The organism is Trinickia camelliae, from assembly GCF_053525655.1.
Genome location: NZ_JBCHAA010000023.1, coordinates 69,956 through 89,594, shown reverse-complemented (window position 1 = coordinate 89,594; position 19,639 = coordinate 69,956). Strand labels below are relative to the sequence as shown.

General features: G+C 60.1%; 16 protein-coding genes. 9 read left to right on the top strand and 7 right to left on the bottom strand.

Going from position 1 to position 19,639, the window contains the following annotated elements; translation table 11 throughout:
- Position 1: 1 nt before the first annotated feature.
- On the top strand, positions 2–1,303 hold the full coding sequence (locus AAHK20_RS30180) for a cobyrinic acid a,c-diamide synthase CobB (protein ID WP_449185169.1): 1,302 nt from the start codon (positions 2–4) through the stop codon (positions 1,301–1,303).
- Positions 1,287–1,943, top strand: coding sequence for a 5,6-dimethylbenzimidazole synthase (gene bluB / locus AAHK20_RS30175; RefSeq protein ID WP_449185168.1), 657 nt, complete (start codon positions 1,287–1,289; stop codon positions 1,941–1,943). The genes AAHK20_RS30180 and bluB overlap by 17 nt, the downstream gene beginning before the upstream one ends.
- 183 nt (positions 1,944–2,126) lie before the next feature.
- Here the strand turns inward: bluB and AAHK20_RS30170 are convergent, their stop codons facing one another.
- Positions 2,127–2,372 (bottom strand): H-NS family nucleoid-associated regulatory protein, encoded by a 246-nt coding sequence (locus AAHK20_RS30170; protein ID WP_137335111.1) that lies wholly within the window; start codon positions 2,370–2,372, stop codon positions 2,127–2,129.
- 329 nt (positions 2,373–2,701) lie between these two features.
- Between AAHK20_RS30170 and AAHK20_RS30165 the strand changes: the two genes are divergently transcribed.
- Entirely contained in the window at positions 2,702–3,502 is an 801-nt protein-coding gene (locus AAHK20_RS30165; protein WP_449185167.1) for a hypothetical protein, read from the top strand.
- A 208-nt stretch (positions 3,503–3,710) separates the two neighbouring features.
- Here AAHK20_RS30165 and AAHK20_RS30160 read toward each other — a convergent pair whose 3' ends face one another.
- Positions 3,711–4,637: a hypothetical protein gene (locus AAHK20_RS30160; protein WP_449185166.1), complete on the bottom strand. Its 927-nt coding sequence runs from the start codon at positions 4,635–4,637 to the stop codon at positions 3,711–3,713.
- 125 nt (positions 4,638–4,762) lie between these two features.
- On the opposite strand from AAHK20_RS30160, the gene AAHK20_RS30155 reads away from it, so the two are divergent.
- The 6 genes from AAHK20_RS30155 (at position 4,763) to AAHK20_RS30130 (ending at position 13,065) form a co-directional block, all read left to right on the top strand.
- Entirely contained in the window at positions 4,763–5,656 is an 894-nt protein-coding gene (locus AAHK20_RS30155; RefSeq protein WP_449185165.1) for a M15 family metallopeptidase, read from the top strand.
- A 105-nt stretch (positions 5,657–5,761) separates the two neighbouring features.
- Positions 5,762–9,727 carry a type VI secretion system membrane subunit TssM gene (gene tssM / locus AAHK20_RS30150; protein WP_449185164.1) on the top strand — a complete coding sequence of 1,322 codons (3,966 nt, stop codon included), beginning with the start codon at positions 5,762–5,764 and terminating at the stop codon, positions 9,725–9,727.
- On the top strand, positions 9,724–10,713 hold the full coding sequence (gene tagF / locus AAHK20_RS30145) for a type VI secretion system-associated protein TagF (protein WP_449185163.1): 990 nt from the start codon (positions 9,724–9,726) through the stop codon (positions 10,711–10,713). The genes tssM and tagF overlap by 4 nt, the downstream gene beginning before the upstream one ends.
- 13 nt (positions 10,714–10,726) lie before the next feature.
- A complete protein-coding gene (locus AAHK20_RS30140; RefSeq protein ID WP_449185203.1) occupies positions 10,727–11,668 on the top strand; it encodes an OmpA family protein in 942 nt (313 codons plus the stop codon).
- A 276-nt stretch (positions 11,669–11,944) separates the two neighbouring features.
- On the top strand, positions 11,945–12,496 hold the full coding sequence (locus tag AAHK20_RS30135) for a hypothetical protein (protein WP_449185162.1): 552 nt from the start codon (positions 11,945–11,947) through the stop codon (positions 12,494–12,496).
- Positions 12,493–13,065, top strand: a complete 573-nt coding sequence (locus tag AAHK20_RS30130) for a hypothetical protein (RefSeq protein ID WP_449185161.1) — start codon at positions 12,493–12,495, stop codon at positions 13,063–13,065. Before AAHK20_RS30135 ends, AAHK20_RS30130 begins: the two co-directional genes overlap by 4 nt.
- Positions 13,066–13,244: 179 nt before the next feature.
- Here the strand turns inward: AAHK20_RS30130 and AAHK20_RS30125 are convergent, their stop codons facing one another.
- The 5 genes from AAHK20_RS30125 to AAHK20_RS30105 all read right to left on the bottom strand — a co-directional run bounded on the left by AAHK20_RS30125 (position 13,245) and on the right by AAHK20_RS30105 (position 19,555).
- A complete protein-coding gene (locus AAHK20_RS30125) occupies positions 13,245–13,502 on the bottom strand; it encodes a PAAR domain-containing protein (protein ID WP_449185160.1) in 258 nt (85 codons plus the stop codon).
- A gap of 64 nt (positions 13,503–13,566) precedes the next feature.
- Positions 13,567–14,202: a hypothetical protein gene (locus tag AAHK20_RS30120; protein WP_449185159.1), complete on the bottom strand. Its 636-nt coding sequence runs from the start codon at positions 14,200–14,202 to the stop codon at positions 13,567–13,569.
- 10 nt (positions 14,203–14,212) lie between these two features.
- Positions 14,213–15,976, bottom strand: coding sequence for a LysM peptidoglycan-binding domain-containing protein (locus AAHK20_RS30115; protein ID WP_449185158.1), 1,764 nt, complete (start codon positions 15,974–15,976; stop codon positions 14,213–14,215).
- Between the two features lie 11 nt (positions 15,977–15,987).
- Complete coding sequence (locus tag AAHK20_RS30110) at positions 15,988–16,527, bottom strand: hypothetical protein (protein WP_449185157.1); 540 nt, start codon at positions 16,525–16,527, stop codon at positions 15,988–15,990.
- 4 nt (positions 16,528–16,531) lie between these two features.
- The gene (locus tag AAHK20_RS30105; protein ID WP_449185156.1) at positions 16,532–19,555 is read right to left on the bottom strand and encodes a type VI secretion system Vgr family protein; all 3,024 of its coding nucleotides are present in this window, start codon (positions 19,553–19,555) and stop codon (positions 16,532–16,534) included.
- Between the last annotated feature and the right edge of the window lie 84 nt (positions 19,556–19,639).

The following is a 19,639-nucleotide window of genomic DNA, read 5'->3' as shown; positions in this document are numbered from 1 at the left end:
GATGTCTGCGTGTCCCGCGCTTTTCATCAGCGCACCGGCGTCCGGCCAAGGCAAGACCACCATCACGGCAGGGCTCGCGCGGCTCCATCGGCGGCAAGGACGGCGCGTGCGCGTCTTCAAGACCGGCCCCGATTTTCTGGACCCGATGATCCTCGCACACGCGAGCGGCGCGCCGGTCGAATCGCTCGACCTGTGGATGGTCGGCGAGAACGCGTGCCGGCAATTGCTCGCCGAGGCCGCGCGCGAAGCGGATTTGATTCTGATCGAAGGCGTGATGGGGCTTTACGACGGCACGCCGTCGAGCGCCGATCTCGCGACCACGTTCGGCGTGCCCGTGGCCGCCGTGATCGGCGCGAAGGCGATGGCGCAGACGTTCGGCGCAATCGCGTTCGGCCTCGCGAATTTCCGGCCACAGGTGCCGTTTTTTGGCGTGTTCGCCAATCGCGTCGGCTCGGAACGCCACGCGCGCATGCTCGAAGAAGCGGTGCCGCAAGGCATGCGCTGGCTCGGCTATATCGCGAGCGCGAGCGAAATCGAATTGCCCGAGCGGCATCTCGGCTTGCATACGGCGGGCGAAATCGGCGACCTCGACGCGCGGCTCGAACGCGCCGCCGATGCGCTCGCCTCGACGCCGCTGGCCGAATTGCCCCCGGCGGTCGAATTCGCCGAGCCGCAAACGCCTGTGGCGTTGCCGCGCTTGCTGGACGGCATGCGGATCGCCGTCGCGCGCGACGCCGCGTTTTCGTTCATCTATCCGGCCAATATCCGGCTGCTCGAAACGCTCGGCGCGAGCGTGCGCTATTTCTCGCCGCTCGCCGACGAACCCGTGCCCGATGCCAGCGACGCGCTCTATCTACCGGGTGGTTATCCCGAGTTGCACGCGGCGGCGCTTGCCCGTCACACTCGTAGTGCCGATACGATCCGCGCGCACGCGGCATCCGCGAAGCCGATCTACGCGGAATGCGGCGGCATGCTGTATCTGCTCGATGCATTGACGGACAGCACCGGCGCGACGACGCCGATGCTCGGCCTCGTGCCTGGGCAAGCGGCGTTGCAAGCGCGTCTGTCGGCGCTCGGCATGCAGCAATTGAACGGACTGCACGGCGCGATGACCGGCCACACATTCCACTATTCGCGCGTGAGCACGCCGCTCGCGCCGGTGCTGACCGCCGTGCATCCGCATTCGGGTGCGGCGGGCGAAGGCGTGTTTCGCTCCGGCTCGATCGTCGCGACGTATATGCACGGCTATTGGCCCTCGAACCCGGCCTTCGCGGCCGCACTATTTCATGGCAATACAATTTGACGAATCCGAACGAGCCGCTGTCTACCGCGCCATCTACGAGCGGCGCGACATGCGGCACTTCGTACGCGAGCCGGTCGATGCGGACGTGCTGCGGCGCCTCATCGACGCGGCGCATCACGCGCCGAGCGTCGGTTTCATGCAGCCGTGGCGCATCCTGCGCGTGACCGAAGAGCGCTTGCGCGCCTCGTTGCAGGCGGCGGTCGAGCGCGAACGCGTCAAGACCGCCGAAGCGCTCGGCGAGCGGCACGACGAATTCATGAAGCTCAAAGTCGAAGGCATGCGCGACTGCGGCGAACTGCTCGTCATGGCGCTGATGGATGGCCGCGAGAAGCACGTCTTCGGGCGGCGCACGCTGCCGGAGATGGATTTGGCGTCCGTCGCCTGCGCGATTCAGAACATGTGGCTCGCGGCACGCGCGGAAGGGCTCGGGATGGGATGGGTGTCCCTATTCGACGTCGACGAAGTGCGTGATTTGCTCAAGATGCCGCCCGGCGCGAAGCCGGTTGCGATTCTCTGCCTCGGGCACGTGGAGCAGTTCTATCAAAAGCCGATGCTCGAAATGGAGCGCTGGGCACAAAGAATGCCCGTCGCCGAATGCGTCTTCGAGAACTATTGGCCGTGCGCGGAAAACGGTCCCTGACAGGCGCTATCCGTGTTGATAGGCGCTGCTGTACAAACGAAACAGGAAAAGAAAAGACCAGAACGATTGCCGTTTAGCCTGCGGCGGCGATGCGGATTGATCAGAACATTCCGGCTGCGCCGCTTGAACGCGCGGTCCGGCGATCCGGCATTCAATTCAAACCCTCGAAAACGCGACGATTTTCTAACCGCCGATTCGAAAATGTTCGACGTGCTGCCCGGCCGCAACGGCGCGGCGCAGCCAGTCCGGCAGATCGCCGTGACCGTCCCAGGTATTTCCATAGGCATCCCGGTAAAGCACTTCGCGCTCCGCCTGGCGGTCCGCCATCACGGATGCGGCGAGCGCCTCTTCGGTAATGCCATACTCTTCCATTCGGCGCCGCAGCCAGCGAATTAGCCGGTCGCGTGCTTCGCCATTGAGCTGTTCCATCGATGATTCCGATACGGTTGATGCGGGAGCGCGTGGGCCCCAACGGAGTAGAGCCGAATCATACTCGACGCGCGGCGAATGAGCGTTACCGATCATTTAATGCGACTCAAGACACTGGCGGCTGCCGTGCGCGCGCAAGCGAAGCGTCGCTTGGGAAATCCGCGCATGCGGCCGTTGGACTTTCTTAGCGGAGAATACCGAGGCGTTCTTTGGACGACGCCGCATTGCAGCACGCCAGCGCCCTCACGATCCCCGCAAATAGATAGACAATCTGAAACCGCAGTCGTGCCGCGATCATGCTATTTACACATTATGCGCGCCGAATTAGTTTGCTGCGCTTTCAGGTGCCAAAGCGTATATCGAATCGCCAAGGTTTCGCAACACGATGTTGCACATCTACATTCATAAAAATGCGCCCATCCGCAGATCAAAACCAACGCGCCAAGCTGACCAGCCGCGCCGTCATGTTGGCCACGTGCTTGTCGGCACTGTTTGCCTCTGTCACGTCCAACGCGCAGGTAGCCGCCGCTTCTGCCGCTTCCGCCTCGCCAGCGCCTCAGCAAAAATCGGTTCAAACGATCACGCCGATCTTCGGGCAACTGGTCGGATTTACGTTGCCGGCCGGTTTCAATGCGGCCGACTTCGAAAAGACTCAGGGCGATAACTACATTCGCGAATCGGTCCTGAAGGGTGAGACCGTCGATCGCTGGACGCAGATGATCACCGTAACGGGCATCAAGGGGCTCGCCAGCAACCCGAACGCGAACCCGCGCGTGCTGGCCGAAACCATCGCGGGTGGATTTCATCGGGCGTGTCCTGAGACGTTCACGGTCAACCCGTTCGGCGACGCGAAAGTTGCCGGCTTTTCGGGTTTTGTGGCGGTGATGCGCTGCGGTTCGATCGCCGATGGCGCCTCGACGCATAGCGAAACCGCCATCGTGCTGACGCTCAAAGGAACATCCGACTACTACACGATGCAGTGGGCAGAACGTGGACCGGTGGCGACGGACGATCTCGCATCGGAGAACAGCAAATGGCTGGACCGCTTACGCCAACTGAGCCCGATCAGGCTGTGTCCGATCGTGCCGGGCGAGCGCGCGCCCTACCCTAGCTGTCTGCAATCTCACTAGCTGGTGTTTGCGGGGCCGAACGCATACTCCCGAAAACGCTCACCTTTGGACGCGAGCGGCGCTTTTTCTGCCCTCGCAAACGCCCGTCCAGCAAGGGTTTGCGACACGGCTGGGAGCGCTGAACCACGCGCTCCCGAAAAACCTCACCTTAATTGACGATTCATCACGCGGCGCCGCGCATCACGCCTGCCGCGCACTTCGCGTCATGTCACGGCTGCTTGGCCTGCGCCGCATTCGGACAAGCCGGGTCCTTGCCCCAGTGACCGTCGCACACGCGCCAGCGGCACAACTGATCCTCGAAGAAGCCGCGCGTGCCGCAGTCCTTGACTTGATCGGCGAGGCTCGCTGACGGGCGCGCTTTCTCGCCGGCCTGGGTGGCCGGCACGGCCGGTTTCTTCGCGCTATACGGTGGCGTACGCGCGACCAGCGCGGCAAGTAGATCGGCATCCGAATCATTCTTGGATGCGACCTTCTTGGTCTCCGCGTGTTTGGCGGCGTGCGCGAGTTCGACCTTGCTCGCGTGACGATCGCTTGCCGCTTCGCGTTTGGCACGCGATGGCGAAGTGTTCGACGGCTTCGCGCTGTTGACCGGCTTCGCCGCCGCCACCACGGGCGCCGGAGCGACCGTTGGCGCCATGGCGGCCGGCGTTCCGCCGGGCGGCGTTCCGCTCGCAGGCTCCGCACCATCGGCAAGCGCACGCGACAAGCGATTGTCAGCGACCCCGCTCGCGCCCGCGAGCGTCCCGCCCTTGGTATCGGCGTCGCTGTTGTCTTCCGTGATGATGGTCGCGGCATGTGGGGCGCTGGCGGCAGCAGCAAGCGTGGCCGCACTGCCCGCAGCGGGCACGGCGGCCTTCTGCTCCGCATCGCCCGCCGCCGGCGCGACCGCCGCAAGCTCGTGATCCGTCTGCTTGACCTTCTGCACTTGCCACGCCGCGATGCCGCCGCCGGCGATCGCGATCAATCCCGCCAGCACGAACGGCAGCTTCGAGCGCTTCTTCGCAGGCGCAGGCTGCGCTGCGACTCGCCCTTCGAGATTGGCAAGAATGCGCGCATTGTTCGCTTGTGCGCCCTTGGCCGCATCGGCTAGCAAGCTAGGCGGCGCTTTTGAATTGGAACTGTCCGGCGCATTCATTCACTGCCTCATTGAATCCTTGTTTAATTCGCCGTGATAATACGCTTCGGCCTGCCTCTTAGCAGGCCCGATTCTAAGAGCAAGCATTACAAAATTCAATTATTTCGAATTTCCGGGGCTTACCCTTGTTTGTCGTCGCACTGATCGCCTATTTCGCCGTCGCCGTCACCGTGGCCGCAATGCTGCTATTGCCGCCGATACGCGCGTCAATATTGAATGCCGTGGCCGATTTGCACGGCCGTGTAAGCCGTCGCGCATCCAATAGCGCGTCGCGCGCTCGCGGACATTTAACAAAATCAGTAAAAACTTCGCAAAACATTTTAGTCGACGCGCAAAAATTACTGTTTCGCCGGCGCTTGCTGATTTTCATAACGGCAGGTATTCTTGCGACGCCGCCGTTAATCGCAATTGCATTACGCGGCCGTCAGCTTTTATTTCAGTATGACGACACGACCCGTGTTCCCGACGAGAAAATTGCCGCGCTGTTGAACGGCGAACAGCTGGTGCCGCCGCCACAGCTGCCGCCCGAGGTGTTTGCGACTCAGGAAGTGGAACAGGTCCGGCCTGCATTACAGGATGCAAGCCGCGACTGGAATTTGCTCGACGCCGACTTCAGAACACGATTGCTGCTCGTTTATAAAATCATGCGCGAGCAATACGGCTATCAAATGGCTTTGCTGGAAGGTTATCGCAGCCCGGCGCGGCAAAACCGGCTGTCGCAATTGGGGGGCGTCACCAATGCCGCAGCATTTCAGAGCTATCACCAATACGGGCTGGCCGCGGACAACGCCTTTTTGCGCGACGGCAAGCTCGTCATTTCCGAAAAAGACCCCTGGGCCATGCGCGGATATCAGCTATATGGGCAAACGGCCGAGCAATGCGGCCTGGTTTGGGGCGGACGATGGAAGTTGATGGATCTCGGACACGTCGAATTTCACAAGCCCGGTTTCGTAATGGGGAAGAGCCCGGTGCCTCCGCAATTGCAAAACATTGAAAACCGCGCCTCCTTACGCCAATAAACCAATCAGACGCAATTCCTAATGCGCACTTAATGCCACAAGCAGCCACAACTAGCCACGCTTAGCCGCAATTAGCCACGCCTAACATCAAGACCAGAACGCCTTATGCAACGCTTTCTCAGTTGGTTGACTCATAAACGCACGCTGACGGTGGTCGGCCTCATCGCGCTCGCGGCGGTGCTGTTCATCGGCGCCGATGCATTGCAGATCGATGTGGTCTGGCCGGCCGCGATCTTCGGCGCAGTCGTACTGCTGATGCTACTGGTCTGGCTATGGCGAAAGCTGCGCACGCGGCGGGCGAACAACAAGCTCGGCGAGATGCTCGAAGCGCAGGCCGAGCAAAGCAGCGGCGCGACGACGTCCGCGGCCGCCGCGCAAAAGCAGCCGGAGCTCGACGTGCTGCGCACCCGGCTCGTCGAGGCGGTCAAGACGATCAAGACGTCGAAGATCGGCCAGATGTCCGGCGGCTCCGCGCTTTACGAACTGCCTTGGTACATCGTCATCGGCAACCCGGCAGCCGGCAAGAGCAGCGCGGTGCTGAACTCGGGGCTGCAGTTCCCGTTCGCCGACAAGAGCAATGCGGTGGTCCACGGCATCGGCGGCACGCGTAATTGCGACTGGTTCTTCACGACCGAGGGCATTTTGCTCGATACCGCGGGCCGCTATTCGGTCCACGAGGAGGATCGCAGCGAATGGCTCGGCTTCCTGAACCTGCTCAAGCGTTACCGCCCGAAAGCGCCGATCAACGGCATCATCGTGACCGCGAGCATCGCCGAGCTGACCGGCAACCGCCCCGAAGCGACGATCAACCTTGCAAAAAACCTGCGCCAGCGCGTGCAGGAGCTGACTGAAAAGCTGGAAGTGTTCGCGCCGGTCTACGTGATGTTCACGAAGACCGACCTCATCACCGGCTTCACCGAATTCTTCAGCGGCAGCGACCGCACGGAATACGACCGCGTCTGGGGCGCCACGCTGCCTTACGAACCCGACGAGAAGCGCGACATCGTCGCCCTCTTCGACGAGCGCTTCGAAGAGCTTTACGACGGGCTCAAGGAGATCAGCGTCGCGCAGATGTCGATCAGCCGCGGCAATAAATTGTCGCCGGGGCAGCTGAGCTTCCCGCTCGAATTCTCGACGATCAAGCCCGCGCTGCGCGTCTTCCTCGCCACGCTGTTCGAGAACAACCCGTTCCAGTACAAGCCGATTTTCCGCGGCTTCTACTTCACGAGCGCCCTGCAGGAAGGCGAGACGAACAGCGCCGCCGCCGAGCGCATCGGCCACCGCTTCGGCCTGAACACCGACAGCATTCCCAAGCCGCAGAGCGCGTTCTCGAAGAACGGCTTCTTCCTGCGCGACCTGTTTTCCAAAGTCATCTTTGCCGACCGCCAAACGGTGCGCCAATTCGCGAGCCCCGCAAAAACGAGGCTGCGCTACGCGACGTTCTTCGGCTTCGTTGCCGTGCTCGCGCTCGCGCTCGGCGGCTGGACGTGGTCGACGATCGGCAACCAGCAGCTCGCCTCGAACGTGCAGGCCGATCTCGACAACGTCGTGCGTCTGCAGCAGAACCGCGAAGACCTGCAGTCGCGCCTGCAGGCGATGGACATCCTCGAAGACCGCATCGATCAGCTCGAGCAGTTCCGCCGCGACCGGCCGCTGTCCGTATCGCTTGGGCTCTATCAGGGCGATCAGATGGAGCAGCGCTTGCTCGCCGAGTATTACAGCGGCGTGAAGCAGCTGATGCTCGATCCGGTCTCGCAGAATCTCGTCTCGTTCCTGAAGGACGTGGACGCGCATCCGGACCAGCTCGCGCCGATGACGCACGCGCCCGATTCCGGCGCGATCCAGGTTGTCGCGAAGACGACGGGCGCATCGGGTACGCCGGCCGCCACGGCTTTGTCGAACGCAACGAGCAGCCAGGGCAGCCTCTATAGCGACGCGTCGCCGACCAACGTCGAAGACGCCTACAACGCGCTCAAGACCTACCTGATGCTCTCCGACAAGCGTCACGTCGAGCAGGCTCACCTGACCGACCAGATCGCCCGCTTCTGGCGCGGCTGGCTCGAATCGAATCGCGGCAACATGCCTCGCGACGAGATGATCCGCAGCGCCGAACGCATGATCACGTTCTATCTGGCGCGCGTGAACGACGACGATTGGCCGATGATCGAAGCGAACCTCTCGCTCGTCGACCAGACGCGCGAGAACCTGCGCCGCGTCGTGCGCGGCATGCCGGCGCGTCAGCGCGTGTATGAGGAGATCAAGGCGCGCGCTTCGACTCGCTTCGCGCCGATGACGATCGCACGCATCGTCGGCGATCAGAACACGAGCCTGGTCGGCGGCAGCTACGCGATTCCCGGCACCTTCACGCGCGAAGCGTGGTTCCAGTACGTGCAGCCTGCGATCCGCGATGCCGCGACCAAGGAACTGCAAGCGAAGGACTGGGTGCTCAACACGGCGTCGCAAGACGACCTGACGCTGGAAGGCAGCCCCGAGCAGATCCAAAAGGCGCTCGTCGGCATGTACAAGGACGAGTACGCGCAGCACTGGCAGAAGTTCATGCAGGGCATCGCCGTGCAGAGCTTCGGCAGCTTCAATCAGGCGGTCGATGCGATGAACCGCTTGGGCGACCCGCAGGATTCGCCGATCAAGAAGGTGCTGCAAACGGCCTACGACCAGACCTCGTGGGACAACCCCGCGCTCGCGAACTCGGCTCTGAAGAGCGTGCAGGGCGGCGTCACGAACTGGTTCAAGAACCTGTTCTCGCGCGCACCGTCGGGCACGGTTGCCGCGAACATCGACATCAACGGCAATCCGGTCGAGCTGGGCGTGGGTCCGATCGGCCAGCAGTTCTCGGGGCTCGCACGTGTGGTCGCGACGCAAGATGGCGGCAACTCGCTGTTGCGCGGCTACATGGATACGCTCTCGAAGGTCCGCACGCGCTTTAACGTGCTGAAGAACCAAGGCGATCCGGGACCGGGCGCGCGCGAGCTGATGCAGCAGACACTCGACGGCAATGGCTCCGAACTCGCCGATTCGCTCAAGTTCGTCGACGAGCAGATGCTCACGGGCCTCACCGATTCGCAACGCAAGGCGCTGCGACCGCTGCTCGTGCGGCCGCTGATGCAGGCGTTCGCGGTCGTGATCCAGCCGGCCAGCGCCGAAGTCAACAAGGTGTGGAACGCGCAGGTGTATCAGCCGTTCCAGGGCTCGCTCGCGAACAAGTATCCGTTTGACGGCGGCGCAAAGGTGGAAGCCGGTGCGAGCGAAATCGCGCAGGTGTTCGGGCCGGACGGCTCGGTCGCGAAGTTCGTCAATACGACGCTCGGGCCGCTCGCCGTGCGCCGCGGCGATACGCTGACCGCGCGCACCTGGGGCGACATGGGTCTCACGCTGACGCCCGACTTCACGACCGGCTTCGCACGCTGGGTCGCACCGCTCGCGGGCGGCGCGGCGGGCGGCGGCGGAGCGTCCGAGGCGCAAACCGTGTTCCAGATCCTGCCGCAGCCGAGCACGGGCACGACCGAGTACACGATCGCGATCGACGGCCAGCAACTGCGCTACCGCAATACGCCGCCGCAGTGGACCAACTTCGTGTGGCCGAATCCGCAAGGCGCGCCGGGCGCGACGCTGTCCGCGACGACGTTCGACGGCCGCACGATTCAGCTCGTCAACGAGCCGGGCCGCTACGGCTTGGAGAAGCTCATCAACTCGGCGCAGCGCAAGCGCCGCCCGGACGGCACGTTCGATCTGTCGTGGACGCAGGGCAACGTGACGGTCGCGCTGTCGATGCGGATCATCAGCACGTCGCAGCCGACCGGCGGCGGCAGCAGCGACCAGCCGCAACAGCAGAGCCTGCGCGGCTTGAAGCTGCCGTCGTCGGTGGCGGATATCGGCGCGGCGAATGCGGCGCTCGCGATCGCGAGCGGGAATGTCGGCGGGGCTTCGGCTTCCGCTGCCGGCGCGGGCGCCAGCACGGCGGCAAATGCACAAGCGGGCGCGCCGGTGAACGTCTCGGCGAATGCGAACGCGCCGGCCGCCCCGGCTGCCGGCAATACTGGAGGTGCGCAATGACGCAATCGGTTCAGGCGCAACTCGCCTACTTCGGCAAGCTCCCTTCGCGGGGCGATTTTGTGAAGAGCGCGCACAACCCGCAGCTCTTGCAAACGCTCGACCGCTGGGTCGCGCAAGCGATGGAACTGCTCGCCGACGATCCGCGCTGGAAGATCGTCTACGAGAACTCGAAGCCGATGCACTTTGCGTTCCTCGGCTCGCAAAGCAAACTCGCGATCGCGGGGCACATCATGGCGAGCCACGACGTGTCGTCGCGGCGCTTCCCGTTCCTCGCCGCAACCGCGCTCGAAGTCGACCGGCCGCTGCCATTCCTCGCGCGCAGCCCGCTCGCGTTCGCGCGGCTATGGGGGCGCGCCGCGACGCAGATGCGCTCGCTGCTCGATGAAGCCGAACCGACGGCGGCGCTGCAAGCGCTCGGCGAAACGCAGGTACCGATCGATGTGGGCGGTCCCGCCAATCCGCACGACGGCACGTTCGCCGATTTCGTCGATCATCAGACGATGGCGGGCCTCGAACAGATGCTGCTTGCGAGCGGCCATCCGGTGCGCTTGCGCGGTGCGATGCTCGCATTGGGTTCGTTGCTCAGGCCCGTGATGCAGAGCAAGTCCTCGCATCTCGAACGCGGCCTCACGCTGCCGCTGCCGAACGACACGTTCTATCGCAGCCTCGTCGCCGCGTTCTGGCTCGAGCTGATCGCGCCTTTCGTTTCGCAAGCCGACTTCGAGCTCGCGATCTTCATCGGCACGATCGCGGAGCGCGAACGGCTCGTCGTCGGCTTCAACGGCGCGTCCGCGAAAACGCTGCACAGCGTCCTCGATCCGCAAGCGTACGCCGCGCACAACATCGACATCGACGATCCCGAATGGATCGACGACCACGCACAGAATGATCATGGAATCAGCAAGCTCGTCAGCTACCTTGAACAACCGCAGCTTTCGTTGCGTGTCGGGATCGACACGTTTCGCGAAGCGTTTGTTGGGGCGTGAGGTGATGGCGATGATGAATTTTTCGCGGGTGGGTAAGCGGCATTCGGTAACGGTGGCGGTGTTGCTGGCTTGTTTTGCTGCGAATGAAGCGGCGCTTGCCGACAACGCTGGGCCTGCGACTGTGACGCCGATTGATAACAGTGGTGTCACGGTGAAGATGACGGTTCTGCCGGCGTCGGGGGGGGCGAATGTCGGTGCTGCTGCGCCTGCTGCGGGTAATCGCGCTGCGACTTCGTACACGCCGCCCACGGCCAATGCGACGCCTGGGCAGGTTGTCGTGAGCGGCAAGGTGCCCGATGAAGCGACTCGCGCTGCCGTGCTTCAACGTCTGCGCGATACGTATGGCGCCGCGAACGTGGTCGATCAGATCGAAGTGGGCAACGTCTCGACGCCCGCGAACTGGGCGGGGAACGTGCAGAAGCTGATCGGTCCGCAGCTCAAGCAGATCAGCAAGGGGCAGTTGAAAATCGACGGCACGTCGATCGATGTGAAGGGCGAAGTGAACAACGAAGCGCAGCGCCAGCAGATTGCGAGCGATATGGCGAATGCGTTGAACCCGACTTATACGATTCGCAATGGCTTGCGTGTGAGCGCTTCGGAACAGGGGCTGCTGGATCAGACGCTCGCGAATCGCACGATCGAGTTCGAAACCGGCAGCGCGACGCTGGCGCCGGAAGGCCGCGCGATTCTCAATCAAATGGCGACGGTGCTTTCGAAGATGCCGGGTAAGTCTGTCGAGATCATCGGGCATACCGACAACTCGGGGAACCGGTCTTCGAATATCGCGTTGAGTCAGGCGCGTGCGGATGCGGTGAAGGGGTATCTCGTCACGCAAGGGATTGCGCCGCAATCGATGGCGACGATGGGGGTCGGGCCGGATCAGCCGATTGCTTCGAATGATACGGCGGATGGACGGGCTAGGAATCGACGGATTGAGTTTCGGGTGGGGCAGTAGGCTCGATAGCTCGATGAAGGTACTAATTATCGGCTCGCTTCGGCGAGCCGATTTTTTTATAAGTACCCACAATCGGGCACTCGAGTGAATTGCAACGCCCCTAAAGATTTCCGTTAGCCCTGCCGTAATAAACGGCAATGCACCGCCCCGGGCCAGATGATCTGCTAATCAAACGGCGGCATGTAAAGACCAAGAATTGACAAAATAGAGGGGATTCTCGTGTACCTTACAAAAATAAGACGCCTGCTGGTTATCGCTTCGATCGCGATTGGCACCTTGCAACTTTCAGCGTGTATTTCCGCGCAACATTACGTCGACCCGACGCTAGGGGACACGCCCGCAACCGATCTGAAGAAGCCGGACAATCCGCAACCGATCCAGCTGCTTTTCGAATTCAGAACCAAGGGCGTCGCAAATGCCAACGTCACGACTTCGAGCAAGCCCTACGTTTCCGACCGCGTCGCGAAGTCCGGACTGTTCAGCACCGTATCGCCCGTACCGGTGCCGTCAGGTCGCAAGCTGTCGATCGTGATCGACAACGTTCCGCAAGCCGACGCGGCTAAGCGAGGCTTTACTACCGGGCTGACATTTGGCCTAGCCGGCGACACGGTCACTGACGATTACGTTTGCACGTTCACCTACATGGAACCGGGTCACGACCCAGTCACCAAGGAAATCCACCATGCAATCGTGACGACCATCGGCGTCACCAAGGGACCAGAAGGACTTAAACCCGTCCCGTTGCACGACGCTTTCACGACGGTCATCAAGCAGGTCGTCGACCGGGGACTCGAGAATCTCGAACAAGCGTCGGATATTGCCCAATGAGGAGCGTCGCCCTTCGCTATCGGCAAGCGATGCGTTGGTTCCTGGTGGCGATAGGTGCCACATGTGTGGTTACCGTTGCGGGTTGTGTCACGCGCCCCCTTCCACCATACCAGCCAAGCATTGCCAACCAGCAATCGCTGTCGAAATTGCCGCGTGGATCTGTTTACCGCGTCGACGTTGGAGACAATCCCGCCACCGTATCGAACCAAGTGCGCGCGTACTCCATTACAGCGCCGAATGGAGGTTCGTGGGCAACGTATCTCAGCGAAGGGCTCCGCAACGAGCTGATCACTGCCGGCAACTACGATGCGAACGCGGCGTCGACGATCAAGGCTTCACTGCTTACGGTACAGCTCGCCGACGGACACGCTGATGTAGCCGCCCGATTCGTCGTCGAACGCAACGGGGCAGTCCAATACGAAAAAGTGCTGTATGGGCATGGCCGCTGGCGCACGTCCATGGTTGGCGGCATTGCCATTCCGGCGGCCTATCGAGGCGCCGGCGCGGTCTTTCAGGATCTCGTGAGCCAATTCTTCAATGATCCGGAATTCGTGAAGATAGGCTCATAGATCGAAAGCCTTGCTCGAATAGACGCCAGTCAAGGCAACCATTCGGTATCGAGGTTCATCCGGGGGATGACGAGTTCTCGAGCTCACGCCGCAGGGCTGCAACGACGCGACGATACATGAGAGGCTTCGTCTGCGCGTAGGTTCGATCAGCCGCCGCCAGCTGGCGACATTCTCCCAAATTACTTAGGGCCACCCGAAGGCAAGGACGAAACAAGCGTGCACCCGCATTCGCATGTATCGCCATGCTGGGCTACTTCCCGTCCGTTATCGAGCGCTTGCGAAGTAGCACTCGAAATGTGGTTGTCGCCATGCTTCGGGCACGAAACCGGATCGCCGATTCTTGCCACGCCTTTACCCATGAAAAAACAGGTTTCTGATCCACGCAGCACTTCCCCATTCGAACTGGTGCGATCACCCACACGGATTACGCCTGGCATGTTTCGTCCTTGGTCAAACGCTCAATCTGCGGAGGCGAGCCTCCGCTTTCAAAAAATGTAGCTATCAATCAGGAAAGCCCACTTCAGTCAGCGTCACCGGCTTCCCGTTGATCAAGAATTTGTATGAAATGACACCAGTGTCCTGCGACGCTCGCATCGAATAGGTGACGTCCGTACCGCCCACCTTGAATTTCTTGTCGATTAGCGCAGCAGGAATCTTCCCCGTCATCACGGGAGCAGGAAGATTTCCGGAAATCACAGGAGCGGTGTACGGCGACAAATCCTGAGGATTGCTCAAGCTTCTGACCACATTCCGCATCCCCGCGTTTTGCTCACTCGAATCGACGACTCTCGCTTCGTATATATATTTCCAGCCAGTGATTTTCTTGAGATGATCAGCAGTATCTGGATCCCACGGATACTTCTTCAACAGATCAGGCAATGTAATCAAAGCGCTCTTGCTCACCTTGATACAACACAAAACCTCCGCTTTCGTACCTACATCGAAAAGACCGCTAAACCGGGTATCCTCGTCAATTTTTCGATCAACGAATACAACGTTAACGCGCTGAATATTGACTGGAGTACCACCCGTATCACCGGCAGCAAGTTGCTCCCACAAACCGACAACCGGGGGCTGCTCTGCAAAAGCAAGCTGGCATGTCGACGCCATCAAAATACATACCGCAATCTTTCTCATAGCACCCTTATTAAGAACCGTTGTCAGACCAATGCATATTTTCTTTTGGAAAATATATCACCCCATAGTCAATTCCAACCTTCTTCAAGTCCTCAAACGACTTGAGCTCGACATCATGCCCACTCGAGTCTTTCATCTTTTTCCCGGTGTAGCCAGTGATATTCAAGTCAACTGCCGCGCCCGAATTGTGCCGGGATTTTCCAGGCCGTCCTACTGCCTGCTTGGCCGAGTGAATGTTAATCCCATAGCCCGCACACATCTCTTTCGCGGCCTTGACTGAAGCATCGAGATCCATGCTGCCATCAGCTTTACGATGCACCCAGTCGATGTTGACGCCCGTATATGACGGTACTTTGTCCGGGCTTTCCTTTCCTTTGGCAATTTGGAACGCGTGATACATCAAGTACGAGCGTTGAACGGGGCGAAGCGCAGCATTGATCTTCACCGTGATATTGGCATCCTGCATTGCGCCGATAAATGCGCTCGCCGCTGCCTTGAACGATGCATTCAACGAATCGAGCGACGCACTACCCGGATAGCGATCACACCACGCCGCGCCGCTACACTCCAGCGCAGGCGAACTCACAACGGTCTGTGGGTGGCCGCTCGGTGCATGTTGATGCACGACGCCCGATGCACCCGAATTCGAACCCGCGCTGGATGACGGCGCTGAATTCGCATGGGTTTGCGCCGAATTCCCGGAAGACGCGTTCGCCGATGGCAATTTTTCCGTCGCAGGCGCGGGAGTCAAGGTGTTGCCTGATGACGCAGGCGCGGCCTTCGTGGCAGTTGCGTCCGCTGCACTCGTAGATTTCGGCGTAGTCGCTGCTTGCGTTTCCTGCGCCGACTGCGTTTCGGATGCCGCCGGAATCGTAAGATGCTGCCTTGCGTATATGTGGTTCGCGTCCTTCAATCCGTTTGCCGCGACCATCGCATCGACAGTCATGCCGTACTTCGCCGAGATCGTGGAAAGCGTCTCTCCAGACTGAACGATATGAACCCGTGGACGCGAGTGCTCGTTATTGTCGTGCAGCCGTGGGCGCGTAGGAACTCGATAGTATGGGGCGTTGAATGTGTAGGCTTTGGACGCATCGGATGATGTCACCTGACCAACGGGCTCGGCACCATCCTGACCACGCTTGTACTGAATGTTGACGCTTTCCCCCAGTAGTCCGCTATAAATCCAGGGCAACTCACCATTGGCGTTCGTACGCGCGTCGATGGTCGCGTGTTCGCCGCTGAGTTGCATCGTCTGGCCGGCAAAGGGCTGGTTCAGCTTGTCGAACATCTGAACCTGAACCGGCTTTCCGAGCGGTTTGATGATGCCTGGAACCCACCCCTCCTTTTGCTCCATCGCCGCGCTGACAGCTTTGAACTTGTCGTCGCTCAAAGAGCCGACGACGTCGGTCGACGAAACGCCCGCCTTCTTCGTTACGAAGTCGATGTACCCCTGCGTATCATTTTCTGACGGCGGCGCATATTCCGTGATCATGCCGTGGATAGTCTTGTCGCCGTAAATTTCCTTGAGCAGCTTTTGATGCGCCTGTTGGCCGGTTGCTCGATCCGGAAAGATGATGAAAGGGACTTTGGATTTACTGGTTCGCAATGCATAGCCAATCGCCGACTTCATGACGTAGCTACTCGGCTTGGTCAAATTGCCGGGGTTACTCGTGCGCCATGCAAACGATCCACCGATATAGAGCGTCTCGTTGTCTTCTTCATCGAAGTAGTGAACCGTCTTCTTTTCCTGGTCATAGGTCGCTCTCACGAACATACGCATTCCCTTTAGTGAGAAAAGAACTCTTTGGCGAGCGCATCCCCCGCGTTCATGTACGCCGCGTGGCTATGCGAAGTTTGCACGAGCTTGAAGCGCGCTACGTCGAGGTTGCCATTGAACCGATAAACCTTGAATGTGACCGTCTCCGGTTTCAGATAAAGATCTGGCGCTTCGGCTCCGCTTTTCGTAGCCTGGACAGCGTAAAGTGCATCACCAGATCGATACATTGCGATGGCCTGCACAGTCGAATCAGCAGACTCGACGGTCCTGAGTTCGGGATCGCTGCTGTCGGGCTGATCGACAAGAATCTGTAACCAGTTCCCACCTGCCGTCTTCGGCAATACGTAGCTCGTGAACGATTCGTAGCTATGTGCCGTCAAGGTCCCGACATAACCTTTCACAACGCGCACGGTCATGCCTGCAAAGGCAACATCGGTTGGCCCCTCAACCAATCTAAGCTCCGCACTAGCCGGAATATGTCCGGCGGCGTCCGCGGCATGCGCTCCTGAGAAGCAAAGCGCCAAGCACAGTCCTGCAATAATCTTCATCGCGTTAGTCCTCACCATCCTGAATCGCCTGTTCAACTTTGGGATCTTTGAATACCAAATGCTCGATCAAGCTCCGTTGAAATTGGATCGCTTCGGCATCGACGCTCGGTGCCATCGCCGGGTCGAACGTCGATTGAAGCGAACGCCCTTCATCATTTACCTCGTTGCCGTCTTGGGGCGAGTTATTAGCAAGTTGCGCAAAGCCCGGGGACGGCTGAGCGGCATGATCAATTCCGCAGCCACAACCATCGCCATCCGGATGCTCCGTCATGCTCCATTCACCTTTCTCGCCCAACAACACATCCATGGCTTCGGTATTGGGATGAAATACTCGTTGCGTTGCCCCGGTTTCATCGATCGCTCCCTTCGCTACCACATCGCCGCTCTCGCTGATGAACTGATATGGAATAGCGCCGGTAGCCCCAATTCGCTCCTGGAGTTGCTTATCGAGGACGACTTTCGCACTGTAATTTGCCGGAATTTGCCCCGGCCAGAGGTTTTCCGAATCGGCGAGTCGCGCGGGCCCCTCCCAGTGGAAGTTGCCAGACTTCAACGTGATGCTGCCCGGGCAACCTAGTTCGATGTTGCCATCCGCGATCTTCACATACGCATCGCCGCTGGTTAGCGTGATGCCTTGCTTTGCTGCGATAGTAATTTGACTTTGCACACTGGTGAGTTTGACATCCTTCGCCGCCGCAAGCGCCAACTGGGCGTTGGTGCTTCGAACCGTTACGTTTTTAAGAGCACTCAGTGCCATTTCGTCATTTTGGGCGTCGATATCAATCTTGCCGCCGGCAGCGAATATCTTGATGCCGGTTTTTTGCACAAACAGGCTTATCTTTTCCACCACACTCATTACGAGCGATTTGCCCGTCGCAAGATAGGTATCTTTACTGCTGATCACGTTGACGTGCTGGTCTGCACTGATATGGGCCGACTCCGGTGTTGACAGCGCGATACCCGAAGGGCTTGCCATCAACATGATCGGCGTAGAGAAGCCATTTGCGTTGCCGGTACCGCCGCCTGCGGTTCGCCCTCCCGTCCCTCCGGCGCCTGCGACGCTGTGCTGCGTCGCAGTGGCAAACTTTGTCAGCGCCTCCTGACCAGCTTTCAAACTTTCCGCCTGGCCAGCCACACTAGCTTCGGAGACCGCTTCAATGACACTTCCTGCGTTGCTTAGTTGATCAGTAGCGGGTTGTGTGCCTAAAGGTTGAGCCTCTGAGGTTGGATGCGTCGAAATATATAGGCCCTGTCCAGCACGAATGGCACCATACGCATCGGACTTCAGGTCAAAACCGCTGCCAAGATACGCCCCCCGCGTATTCCCGCTTTGATCGATCAGATACCCGAGATGCAGCAGCGTGTTGCCACTGCTGCTCATCAGCCGGACTCGGTTTTGCCCCGTTGCGTCATCCAACGCCAGTTCGTTAAAACCAGCCCCCGCATATTCCTTCGTCCGGTACCCAGACATAATCCCGTTGCTGTGCCATTGAGGCTGCACCGAGCCGTTGAAAACGCGATGTAAAACGATCGGCCGGTCGCAGTCTCCTCCGACGTACCCAATGATGACCTCTTCGCCGACGCGCGGAACGTGCACGCCGCCATATCCCCCGCCCGTATCCGATTGCGCAACACGGACCCAGCACGACGCACGCTCATTACCTGGATTCAAGCGATCCCAGATGTACTGCACCTTGATCCGGTTCAGCGAGTCCGTATAAACCTCTTCGCCCTGCGGGCCCACCACCATCGCAGTCTCGAGATGCATCTCGGGCTTCTCGTGCTCGAACGGGCTGCGATACGGAACGGTAATCCGCTGCGCTTCGACCTCGACCAGAAAGAAACCTTCGCTACCGTCGGAATGGCGCGCCTTGAGCGATGCATCACCCGAGTAGCTCGCCTTGGCTTCAGCAATGCGTCCATTCAGGCTATGCGGGAAATTCGCTTCTCGTCCGGTAAGCGGAAGATTGTTTTCGACGTACCGCGACACCTTGATCGCGGCGAATTCCCGCTGATTCGCCGGATCGCGATCGTGCTCGGGATGGTTCGCCAAGTTGAAACGCAGCCCGGCGTCGATGCCACGCACACCGCCCGCGCCGTGAAAACGCTTCGCGCGCGATTCCCATTCTTCGAGGTGGATTTGCGTCAAGTGGTCGCCGCGATCCTGATCCGAATAGGTGTATGCCCCCGTGTACGAGTAAATCTCAAGTTGGTTGGGCAAATCCCCTTGATTCGGCCGCGTCGGCAACGTCGTGCCTTTGGGATTGGACGATGACGCGGGCGCCTTGTAGTCGAACGATCGAGTCGTGTACGTCACGCTTTGCAGCGTGCGCGACGCCGACCACTGCGTGAACGCGTTGGCTTCGCTGGCTGCACCCGAGCGGTAGAAGTCCACCGTTTCCGGCGACATCTTGTCGAGCGTATGGAGATCGTCGGTGATGACGAACGTGTGCGATTTGCCGTCTTGCGCCTGTCGCCAGAAGCCGAAAAGCCCCTCCGACTCCAGCAGCCGATGCACGAAATTCCAGTCCGTTTCGCTTTGCCGGCAGTACGAGCGCGACGGCAGCGGCTTGGACAACGCGAACTGAAAGTGACCTTGTGCCTGGGGATGGATGTTGAATACGTCGGTGACGATCTGGTCGACCGGCTTGTCTTGCCAGATCCGCATATCGCTGCGGAACTTAAGGAAGTGCATCCATGAGGCGAAGCTCAGCTGATAGGCGGTCAAGCTGCCATCGGCGCCGAGTCGACGAGCCGTATGAATATAGCCGTTGATCGGCAGATAGGTCTTGTCCGCCTGCTGAATCCACAATGTGATTGGCTGTGCGATCAGCTTCTTTAGCTCGATGTCGGCAGCCGTCGATACCATGTCGAGATCGACGGCGAAATCTCGCCCCAACTCCGCATGCGTGATTGCCCTGCGAGGTATCAACGCATTGCCCGGTAAGCTCGGAATATCTGTTTTCAGCAACCGGTCCTGCTGAATCAAACCACCGCGAATGGCCTGTGCCAGTTCGGTCATGTCCATACGTTATCCGCTTTGTTTTCTCAGGTTCTTTATTGCGACTTTTTAGTACCGCATTTGCCAGCGTCCAAGCATCCAAATGTGCGG

What these genes read in the sequence shown, in the direction of transcription:
- AAHK20_RS30180 (WP_449185169.1), top strand. Translation starts at nt 2, where the DNA reads ATGTCTGCGTGTCCCGCGCTTTTCATCAGCGCACCGGCGTCCGGCCAA.
- bluB (WP_449185168.1), top strand. Translation starts at nt 1,287, where the DNA reads ATGGCAATACAATTTGACGAATCCGAACGAGCCGCTGTCTACCGCGCC.
- AAHK20_RS30170 (WP_137335111.1), bottom strand. Translation starts at nt 2,372, where the DNA reads ATGGAACAGCTCAATGGCGAAGCACGCGACCGGCTAATTCGCTGGCTG.
- AAHK20_RS30160 (WP_449185166.1), bottom strand. Translation starts at nt 4,637, where the DNA reads ATGAATGCGCCGGACAGTTCCAATTCAAAAGCGCCGCCTAGCTTGCTA.
- tssM (WP_449185164.1), top strand. Translation starts at nt 5,762, where the DNA reads ATGCAACGCTTTCTCAGTTGGTTGACTCATAAACGCACGCTGACGGTG.
- tagF (WP_449185163.1), top strand. Translation starts at nt 9,724, where the DNA reads ATGACGCAATCGGTTCAGGCGCAACTCGCCTACTTCGGCAAGCTCCCT.
- AAHK20_RS30140 (WP_449185203.1), top strand. Translation starts at nt 10,727, where the DNA reads ATGAATTTTTCGCGGGTGGGTAAGCGGCATTCGGTAACGGTGGCGGTG.
- AAHK20_RS30130 (WP_449185161.1), top strand. Translation starts at nt 12,493, where the DNA reads ATGAGGAGCGTCGCCCTTCGCTATCGGCAAGCGATGCGTTGGTTCCTG.
- AAHK20_RS30125 (WP_449185160.1), bottom strand. Translation starts at nt 13,502, where the DNA reads ATGCCAGGCGTAATCCGTGTGGGTGATCGCACCAGTTCGAATGGGGAA.
- AAHK20_RS30120 (WP_449185159.1), bottom strand. Translation starts at nt 14,202, where the DNA reads ATGAGAAAGATTGCGGTATGTATTTTGATGGCGTCGACATGCCAGCTT.
- AAHK20_RS30115 (WP_449185158.1), bottom strand. Translation starts at nt 15,976, where the DNA reads ATGTTCGTGAGAGCGACCTATGACCAGGAAAAGAAGACGGTTCACTAC.
- AAHK20_RS30110 (WP_449185157.1), bottom strand. Translation starts at nt 16,527, where the DNA reads ATGAAGATTATTGCAGGACTGTGCTTGGCGCTTTGCTTCTCAGGAGCG.
- AAHK20_RS30105 (WP_449185156.1), bottom strand. Translation starts at nt 19,555, where the DNA reads ATGGACATGACCGAACTGGCACAGGCCATTCGCGGTGGTTTGATTCAG.